The sequence below is a fragment of the Streptomyces spongiae genome (assembly GCF_009377185.1).
GTDB lineage: Bacteria > Actinomycetota > Actinomycetes > Streptomycetales > Streptomycetaceae > Streptomyces > Streptomyces spongiae.
The window spans coordinates 1-9,292 of record NZ_VJZC01000396.1; the positions used below are offsets into that span (position 1 = coordinate 1).

Consider the following 9,292-nt stretch of genomic DNA (forward strand, 5'->3'; position numbering starts at 1 on the left):
CGCCCCACCCGTGACTGCCGTCACTCCCCTCGCTCGCGCAACTGCTCCTCCGTCAGCCCCTCCCGCCAGTAACCGACAAAGGTCACGCACCTCTTGTCGATCCCGCGCTCGCGCACGAGATGGCGGCGCAGCGCCTTCACGCGGCCGGACTCGCCCGCGATCCAGGCGTACGGCTGCTCGGCGGGCGGGAGTTGGGCGTCGCGGATGGCGTCGAGGGCCGTGGGGGCCCCTTCGACGCGCACGAGCCAGGTGATCTCGGCATCGGCCTCGGTGGACAGGTCCTGGATGTCCCCGGCGTGGTGGACCTCCAGCCAGACCCGGGCGCGGGTGCCCGCGGGCAGCGACTCCAGGATCGAGGAGGCGGCGGGAAGGGCAGTCTCGTCACCCCAGATCAGCACCAGGTCGGCACCCTGGGGCGGGCGGAAACGGATCGCCCGGTTGTCGGCGATCGCCGGCCCGAGCAGCAGGACACGGTCGCCGGCGGTGGCTCCGGCCGCCCACCGGGACGCGGGCCCCGCGGGCACGGCGGCGCCCGGCTCCACACCGTGCAGCACGAAGTCGATGTCGATCTCGACGGTGTCTCCGTGGACATCCCGGCGCAGGGCGCGCAGCGTGTACGAGCGCATCACCGCCCGTACGTCGTCCGGCAGTTCACGCCAGCCCTGCCACCACCCTCCCCCACTCTCGGCTTCGCTCGAGCGGGGGGACCCCCATCCCAACTCGATCGGCACGACCGGCTCGGGCTGCCCCGGATGCGGCAGGAACAGCGACAGGGACTGGTCCCTGCCGTCGGAGTGGAACTCCCGCAGATCGTCCCCGGCGAACGTGACCCGCACGAGAGAGGGCCCGAGCGGCCGGGCCCGCACGACGTGAAGGGAGAAGAAACGGAAGGGGGCGGCGATGGCGGTGGTCATTTCTGCTCCTGATGGATAGTCAGGGCGCGTAGTCCACGTAGGGGTGCGCCCAACTAGCTAGGGGCGCGGGGAACTGCGCGACCAGCCACAACGGACCCGCAGCTCCCCACCGGGCGTCAGGAAACCTTCTTCGCCTTCTCGATCGCGTCGGCAAGGTTCTCGAGCAACGGCACGCACTTGTCGTAAGAAAGAATCGGCTCCGGGTCACGCGCGATGACCTGCCCCGCCTTCACCGCCGGCAACTTCTTCCACGTGGCCTCGGTGATGTCCGCGGGCTGAATCGCCGAGGACCGGTTGTCCATCATGATGATGTCCGCGCCGTACTTGTCGACGTTCTCCCAGCTCAGGTTCTCGAACCAGCCGCCGCTCGCCTTGAGGGCCGAGGCGGAGGGCTCGACGAAGTTCACGCCGAGGGCCTTGAAGTACTCCAGGTCGGCGGAGAGGTTCGAGCCGGAGACGTAGAAGATGTCCTGCGCGGCCGAACCCGCCAGCACCTTGATGTCGGGGTTGGCCTTGGTGACGGAGCGCAGCCGTGCGGCGGCGTCCTCGAAACGCTTCTTCGCCGAGGTGACCTTCTCGGCCTTCACGTCGGCACCGAGGGACTCGGCGAGCTCCAGCATGCGCTGCAGCGGCTCGGTCAACTGGCGGTCGTACACGGAGATGCCGACGCTCGGCGCGCCGACGGCGAGGATCTTCTTCTTGGACTCCTCGGGCACGTACCAGAGGGTGCCCGCGTCGTCGAACATCGTGGTGAGGAGCGCGTCGGGGGCGAGGGCCGCGTACTTCTCGATGTTGAACTGGCCCCACTCGTTGCCGAGGATGGTCACCTTGCTGATGTCGAGGTCGCCGGCCTGGACGTCGGCCTTGCCGTCCTTCGTCTTCGTCGGGCCGAAGACGCCCTTCACGGCGATCCCGTAGTCGTGGAGCGCGGCGGCGACACCGACGAACGCGACGATGTTCGACGGGACCTTGTCCGCCTTCGCGGTCTCGCCGCGGTCGTCCTTGAAGGACCAGGGACCGGACTTCGCCGCGGCCGTCTCCTCGCCCGAACCACCGCTCTTGGCGTCTTCGTCTCCGCAGGCGGCGAGCACGGCACCGAGGCCGAGGGCACCGCCTGCGGCGAGGATGCCGCGGCGGGTCAGATGGGTGGCACGGGCGTAGGACATGTGTGGCTGCTTTCGAACAGGGCTGTGCTGCCCGCGGACAAGTTCGAAGGTAGGTTAGCCTAACCTCACGGCTTGTCCAGAGGGCCGTTCCGAGTGCTGGGACGCCTGTAACGACGTATGCCTGTTTCTGTGAGCAACCTGTGCATCGAAGGTGGTTGGGGTCAGGGGCTGCTCATTGGGTTGTGAAGTCGCCGGTTGCATCGCGAATGTGAAAGTTGAAGCGGTGCGTGTGAGGGCGACGCTCGAAGGCGCCGGACCGTCCAACTCGCCGGTGATGGACCCTCGTTGGCGCTGCTCGATGCCCCCGGCCGCAAGTCACGATCCGGACGATGTCGTACCGTTGCCTGCCTTGCCGTAGCGACGGAAGGCCGAAGTGTCCACGGTCCAGGGACCGAACGGCACCGAGTCACCGAAGATGTACGGGTCCTTGCGGTCGTATCGGTTCTTGCAGGGATCGGAGTGCACCTCGATGGTGCCGGTGCGAGGGTCGACGATCATGTACTGGGCGATGCCCATGGCGGGGTACTCGGCGAGCTTTTCGCTGTAGTCGTTGTCCGGGTTGGACGGTGAGACGATCTCGATGACCGCCAGCACCTGCGTGGCGTCTACGGCGAGTCCTTCCTCATCGAGGACGTGCTCGGGAATGACGACTGCGTCCGGACGCCGCATGCGCCCGATGCCCGGGTGTTCGATCTCGGGGCCGGTCGCGCAGATGTAGCCCGGGTAGGTGGTCCGAAGCTGCTTGTTCAGTTGCTCGCGGATACGGTGGACCGTGCCCTCATGGCGCTTCGACGGGCACATCATGGCCAGTATCGGGCCTGACGGGCCGATCTCGATGCTCCAGGCACCTTCAAGTCGCTCGGCGTAGGCCCCGAGTTCCTCGGCGATCGCGCGCATCTTCGCGTAGTCCATACCGCAAGACTACTGAAAACCGCCCCTTCGGGCCCTCGCTGACCTGCGTCGACTCAGCCCGCCAGCCCCAGCTCCCTCGCGATCAGCATCCGCTGCACCTCGCTCGTGCCTTCGCCGATCTCCAGGATCTTGGAGTCGCGCCACATGCGGGCGACCGGGTACTCGTTCATGAAGCCGTAGCCGCCGTGGATCTGGGTGGCGTCGCGGGCGTTGTCCACGGCGATCGTCGAGGAGTAGAGCTTGGCCAGGGCGGCTTCCTTCTTGAAGGGCTCGCCCGCGACCAGGCGGGACGCGGCGTCGCGCCAGGCGAGGCGGGCCGTGTGGGCCTTCATCTCCATGTCGGCGAGCTTGAACTGGATGGCCTGGTTGGCGCCGATGGGCCTGCCGAAGGCGTGACGTTCCTTCGCGTACTTCACCGACTCGTCCACGCAGCCCTGCGCCAGGCCCGTCGCGAGGGCCGAGATGGCGATACGGCCCTCGTCCAGGATCTGGAGGAACTGCGCGTAGCCGCGGCCCTCTTCGCCCAGCAGGTTCTCCGCCGGGACCCGGACGTCCGCGAAGGACAGCTCGCGGGTGTCCGAGGCGTTCCAGCCCACCTTCGAGTACGGTGCCGCGACCGTGAAGCCCGGGGTGCCCGACGGGACGATGATCGAGGAGATCAGGGGTTTGTTCTCCGGGGTGCGGCCCGTGACCGCCGTCACCGTCACCAGGCCCGTGATGTCCGTGCCCGAGTTGGTGATGAAGCACTTCGTGCCGTTGATCACCCACTCGTTCGTCTCCGGGTCGAGCTTCGCCGTCGTACGCGTCGCGCCCGCGTCCGAGCCGCCGTCCGGTTCGGTCAGGCCGAAGGCGCCCAGGATCTCGCCCGAGCAGAGGCGGGGGAGCCACTCCCGCTTCTGGGCCTCCGTGCCGAAGAGGTGGATCGGCATCGCGCCCAGTGACACACCCGCCTCCAGGGTGATGGCCACCGAGGAGTCGACGCGGGCGAGTTCTTCGAGCGCGAGGCCCAGCGCCAGGTAGTCGCCGCCCATGCCGCCGTACTCCTCCGGGAACGGCAGCCCGAAGAGCCCCATGCGGCCCATCTCGCGCACGATCTCGTACGGGAACTCGTGGCGCTCGTAGAAGTCGCCGATCTTGGGGGCCACGACGTCGTGGGCGAACTCCTCGACCGTACGGCGGAGTTCTTCCAGTTCGGGGGAGAGTCGGTGGTCCATCGCGGGTCACTGCTCCTTTTGGGAGTCGTCGGAGCCTTCGGAGTCTTCCTGGGAGAGGGCTCGTACGGTGCGGGACGGGCTGGGTCGGCCCAGGTGGGCGGCCATCCACGCGCTGGTGGCGGTGAGACGGCCGAGGTCTACTCCGGTGTCGATGCCGAGGCCCCGCAGCATCCACACGAGGTCCTCGGTGGCGAGGTTTCCGGTGGCGGACTTCGCGTACGGGCAGCCGCCCAGGCCACCGGCGGAGGCGTCCACGGTGGTGACGCCGTGCTGGAGGGCGGCGAGGGTGTTGGCGAGCGCCTGGCCGTAGGTGTCGTGGAAGTGGACGCCCAACGCGCTGGTGGGCACCTGTTGTTCGTTGAGCGCCGTGAGCAGGGCGGTGACGTGGCCCGGTGTCGCGACCCCGATCGTGTCGCCGAGGCTCAGCTCGTCACAGCCCATGGCGAGCAGCGCCCGGCAGACCCGTACGACTTGTTCCAGGGGGACCGGGCCCTCCCACGGGTCGCCGAAGCACATGGAGAGGTAGCCGCGGACGTGGACGCCGCCTGCCTTCGCCCGTTCCACCACCGGTTCGAACATGGCCAGTGCCTCGTCCACCGTCCGGTTGAGGTTGGCCTTCGCGAAGGACTCCGTGGCGCTGGCGAAGACGGCCACGCGGCGGGCGCCCAGGGTGAGGGCGCGGTCCAGGCCGCGTTCGTTCGGGACGAGGACCGGGAGCGCCACCGGGAGGTCGCTGACGAGGGGGAACAGCTGCTCCGCGTCCGCCAGTTGGGGCACCCACTTGGGGTGGACGAAGCTGGTGGCCTCGATCGTGGTCAGGCCCGCGTCGGCCAGGCGGCGGATGAACTCCGCCTTGATCTCCGTCGGTACGGTCGCCTTCTCGTTCTGCAGGCCGTCCCGCGCGCCCACCTCGTGGATCCGGACGCGGGCGGGCAGGTTGCCTGGGGCCGGTACCGCCATGGGGAGTTGCTCCACGGTCATTCCGTCACCTCCTCGTGGGGCTCGATCACGGCCAGCACCTGGTCCATGGCGACCGTCGTGCCCGGCGCCACGTCCAGTTCGGCGACGGTGCCGGCGTGCGGGGCGGAGATGACGTGCTCCATCTTCATCGCCTCCACCACCAGCAGGCTCTGACCGGCGGTCACCTCGTCGCCGACGGCCACCTTCACGACCGTCACCGTGCCGGGCATGGGGGCGGTGAGGGAGTCGACGCCGCTCGCCCCGGCTCCGGTGAGCGAGGCGGCCACCGGGTCGTGGTCCCGTACGTGCCACGCGTCGCCGTCGCGGCCGAGCCAGTCGGCGGCCCGGTGGAAGGTGTGGCGGACGCCGTCGAGGCTCACGGAGACCTGGTCGGTGGTGACGGTGTGGGTGCCGCGCAGTACGTGACTGACGGGTTCGAGTCCCGTCACTCGCAGGTCGAAGGCCGGTGGGGTCGGTGTGCCCCCGAGCCGCCAGCCGCTGGGTACCGAGAAGGGATCCGTCCAGCCGTCGCCCACGCCGTCGCCCGACGGCTTCAGGGCGTCGAGTCGTACGGCCGCCGCCGCCTCGTACACCTCCACGGGCACCTCGCCCGGGACCAGTCCCTCGACCTCCCGCTCCACCAGCCCCGTGTCCAACTCGCCCGCCACCACCGCCGGATGGGCCAGCAGTCGGCGCAGGAACCCGGCGTTGGTCTGCACGCCCAGGGTGACCGTCTCGGCGAGGGCGGCGCGCAGCTTCCGCAGGGCGGTCGCGCGGTCGGGGCCGTAGGCGATGACTTTGGAGAGCATCGGGTCGTAGAGGCTGCCGACCTCGGTGCCCTCGCTGAGCCCCGAGTCGGTGCGGACGCCGGAGCCCGACGGCTCCCGCAGCCTCAGCACCGTCCCGCCCGACGGCAGGAACCCGCGAGCCGGGTCCTCGGCGCAGAGGCGGGCCTCGATCGCGTGCCCGGTCAGCGCGATGTCGGCTTGGGCGAAGGCGAGCTTCTCGCCCGACGCCACCCGCAGCTGCCACTCCACCAGGTCCAGGCCGGTCACCAGTTCGGTCACCGGGTGCTCGACCTGGAGGCGGGTGTTCATCTCCATGAAGTAGTACGAGGACGGGTCGCCGCCCGGCACGATGAACTCCACCGTGCCCGCGCCCCGGTAGCCGCAGGAGCGGGCCGCCTGGACCGCCGCCTCGCCCATCGACGCGCGCGTGCTCTCGTCCAGCAGGACGGACGGCGCCTCCTCGATGATCTTCTGGTGGCGTCGCTGGAGGGAGCACTCGCGCTCGCCGAGATGGACGACGTTGCCGTGGCCGTCCGCCAGTACCTGGATCTCGATGTGCCGGGGGCGGTCGATCCAGCGCTCGACGAGGAGGGTGTCGTCGCCGAAGGAGGCGCGGGCCTCACGGCGGGCGGCGGCGATCTCGTCGGCCAGGACGGCGGTGTCGCGGACCAGGCGCATGCCCTTGCCACCGCCCCCCGCGCTCGGCTTCAGCAGCACCGGCATGCCGATCTCCCGGGCCGCGTCGGCCAGTTCGGCATCCGTGAGCCCGCTGCCGGTCGACCCCGGGACGACCGGCACCCCTGCCGCCCGTACCGTCTCCTTGGCGCGGATCTTGTCGCCCATGAGGGAGATCGCGTCCGCCGGCGGCCCGATGAAGACGAGCCCGGCCTCGGCGCAGGCGCGTGCGAAGTCCGCGTTCTCCGCGAGGAAGCCGTACCCGGGGTGGACCGCCTGGGCGCCCGTCAGCTCCGCCGCCTCCAGCAGTCGCGGTACCGACAGATAGCTCTCGGCGGCCGGCGCCGGGCCGATCCGTACCGCCGTGTCGGCCTCCCGTACGTGGCGGGCGTCCGCGTCGGCGTCGGAGAAGACGGCCACCGAGCGCACGCCGAGCGCCCGGAGGGTGCGGATGACCCGTACGGCGATCTCGCCCCGGTTGGCCACAAGGACTGTCTCGAACATCGTCATCGTCAGGAGTCCCTCAGTCCCTCTAAGTCCCTCTACATCCGGAAGACGCCGAACTGGGGGTCGCCCAGGGGCGCGTTGGCGCACGCGGTCAAAGCCAGCCCCAGCACCTGCCGGGTCTCCAGCGGGTCGATCACGCCGTCGTCCCAGAGGCGGGCGGTCGCGTAGTAGGCGTTGCCCTGGCGCTCGTACTGGGCGCGGATGGGGGCCTTGAAGGCATCCTCGTCCTGAGCCGGCCAGTCCTCCCCGCGTCCCTCCAGCTGGTCCCGCTTGACGGTCGCGAGGACCGAGGCCGCCTGCTCGCCGCCCATGACCGAGATCTTGGCGCCCGGCCACATCCACAGGAACCGCGGTGAGTACGCCCGGCCGCACATCGAGTAGTTGCCCGCGCCGTACGAACCGCCGACCACCACCGTGAGCTTGGGTACGCGGGTGCAGGCCACCGCCGTCACCATCTTGGCGCCGTGCTTGGCGATGCCGCCCGCCTCGTAGTCGCGGCCCACCATGAAGCCCGAGATGTTCTGGAGGAAGAGAAGAGGGATGCCGCGCTGGTCGCACAGCTCGATGAAGTGGGCGCCCTTCTGGGCCGACTCGGAGAACAGGATGCCGTTGTTGGCGACGATGCCGACGGGGTGGCCGTGGACGCGCGCGAAGCCGGTGACGAGGGTCTGCCCGAACTCGGACTTGAACTCGGCGAACCGCGAGCCGTCCACCACGCGCGCGATGACCTCGCGTACGTCGTACGGGGTGCGGGAGTCGACCGGTACGGCGCCGTACAGCCCGTACGGGTCGACCTTCGGCTCGACGGCCGGCTGGACCGACCAGGGCAGCGGTCCGCGCGCGGGGAGGGTGGAGACGATCGTCCGGACGATCCGCAGGGCGTGAGCGTCGTCCTCCGCGAGGTGGTCGGTGACACCCGACACGCGTGCGTGGACCTCGCCGCCGCCGAGCTCCTCCGCGGTCACGACCTCGCCGGTCGCGGCCTTCACCAGGGGCGGGCCGCCGAGGAAGATCGTGCCCTGGCCGCGCACGATCACCGCCTCGTCGCTCATCGCCGGGACGTACGCGCCGCCGGCCGTGCAGGACCCGAGGACGGCGGCGATCTGCGGGATCCCGGCGCCCGACATGCGGGCCTGGTTGTAGAAGATGCGCCCGAAGTGCTCGCGGTCGGGGAAGACCTCGTCCTGCATGGGGAGGAAGGCGCCGCCGGAGTCGACGAGGTAGACGCAGGGGAGGCGGTTGTCGAGGGCGACCTCCTGTGCGCGCAGGTGCTTCTTCACCGTCATCGGGTAGTACGTGCCGCCCTTGACGGTGGCGTCGTTGGCGACGATCACGCACTCGCGGCCGCTGACCCGGCCGATCCCGGCGATGACTCCGGCGGCCGGGGCCTGCCCGTCGTACATCCCGTCGGCCGCCAGCGGGGCCAGCTCCAGGAAGGGGGAGCCGGGGTCGAGGAGTGTGTCGACGCGGTCGCGCGGCAGCAGCTTTCCGCGCGCGGTGTGGCGGGCGCGGGCCTTCTCGCCGCCGCCGAGGCGGGCGGCCGAGAGCTTGGCGCGCAGTTCCTCGCCGAGTGCGCGGTGTGCGGCCTCGTTGGCCCGAAAGGCCTCCGACGCGGGGTCTGCCGCCGTCGTCAGCTCCGGTGCCTGGTCCATCGTGCGGTCCCCTCACCTTGTTAATGAGCGTTAACGCATTTCCTCCAGGTTAACGACCGCTAACCTCCCTGTCTAGAATCGTCTTCATGGCCACGCGAACCGATGCCCCCACCCGCCGCGAGCAGATCCTCAAGGAGGCCGCCCGCCTCTTCGCCGAGCGAGGGTTCCACGGCGTCGGTGTCGACGAGATAGGGGCGGCCGTCGGGATCAGCGGGCCCGGTCTGTACCGGCACTTCCCCGGCAAGGACGCGATGCTCGCCGAGCTGCTGGTGGGGATCAGCGGGCAGTTGCTGACCGGGGGGAAGCGGCGGGTGGCCGAGGCGGAGGGGGACGCGGAGGCGGTCCTCGACTCGCTCATCGAGGGGCACATCGACTTCGCGCTCGACGACCGTCCCCTCATCACCCTGCACGATCGTGAGCTGGATCGCCTCCGGGACAGTGACCGCAAGCTGGTGCGGCAGCTTCAGCGGCAGTATGTGGAGCTGTGGGTGGGGGTGGTGCGGG

General features: G+C 70.0%; 8 protein-coding genes. 1 reads left to right on the plus strand and 7 read right to left on the minus strand.

Going from position 1 to position 9,292, the window contains the following annotated elements:
* Window positions 1-20: 20 nt before the first annotated feature.
* From FNH08_RS35675 to FNH08_RS35705, 7 genes are all read right to left on the minus strand, one after another.
* Window positions 21-914: a siderophore-interacting protein gene (locus tag FNH08_RS35675; protein ID WP_152775674.1), complete on the minus strand. Its 894-nt coding sequence runs from the start codon at window positions 912-914 to the stop codon at window positions 21-23.
* A gap of 116 nt (window positions 915-1,030) precedes the next feature.
* Window positions 1,031-2,080: an ABC transporter substrate-binding protein gene (locus tag FNH08_RS35680; RefSeq protein ID WP_152775675.1), complete on the minus strand. Its 1,050-nt coding sequence runs from the start codon at window positions 2,078-2,080 to the stop codon at window positions 1,031-1,033.
* Between the two features lie 315 nt (window positions 2,081-2,395).
* A complete protein-coding gene (locus FNH08_RS35685; protein ID WP_152775676.1) occupies window positions 2,396-2,992 on the minus strand; it encodes a Uma2 family endonuclease in 597 nt (198 codons plus the stop codon).
* 53 nt (window positions 2,993-3,045) lie between these two features.
* Window positions 3,046-4,206: an acyl-CoA dehydrogenase family protein gene (locus FNH08_RS35690; RefSeq protein WP_152775677.1), complete on the minus strand. Its 1,161-nt coding sequence runs from the start codon at window positions 4,204-4,206 to the stop codon at window positions 3,046-3,048.
* Window positions 4,207-4,212: 6 nt separating this feature from the next.
* Window positions 4,213-5,187: a hydroxymethylglutaryl-CoA lyase gene (locus FNH08_RS35695; protein WP_152775678.1), complete on the minus strand. Its 975-nt coding sequence runs from the start codon at window positions 5,185-5,187 to the stop codon at window positions 4,213-4,215.
* Complete coding sequence (locus FNH08_RS35700) at window positions 5,184-7,133, minus strand: acetyl/propionyl/methylcrotonyl-CoA carboxylase subunit alpha (RefSeq protein WP_152775681.1); 1,950 nt, start codon at window positions 7,131-7,133, stop codon at window positions 5,184-5,186. Before FNH08_RS35700 ends, FNH08_RS35695 begins: the two co-directional genes overlap by 4 nt.
* Before the next feature lie 38 nt (window positions 7,134-7,171).
* Window positions 7,172-8,788: a carboxyl transferase domain-containing protein gene (locus FNH08_RS35705; RefSeq protein ID WP_152775679.1), complete on the minus strand. Its 1,617-nt coding sequence runs from the start codon at window positions 8,786-8,788 to the stop codon at window positions 7,172-7,174.
* A gap of 86 nt (window positions 8,789-8,874) precedes the next feature.
* Here FNH08_RS35705 and FNH08_RS35710 point away from each other — a divergent pair.
* Window positions 8,875-9,292 (plus strand): TetR/AcrR family transcriptional regulator (locus tag FNH08_RS35710; RefSeq protein ID WP_152775680.1); only part of this gene is annotated, 418 nt, incomplete at its 3' end.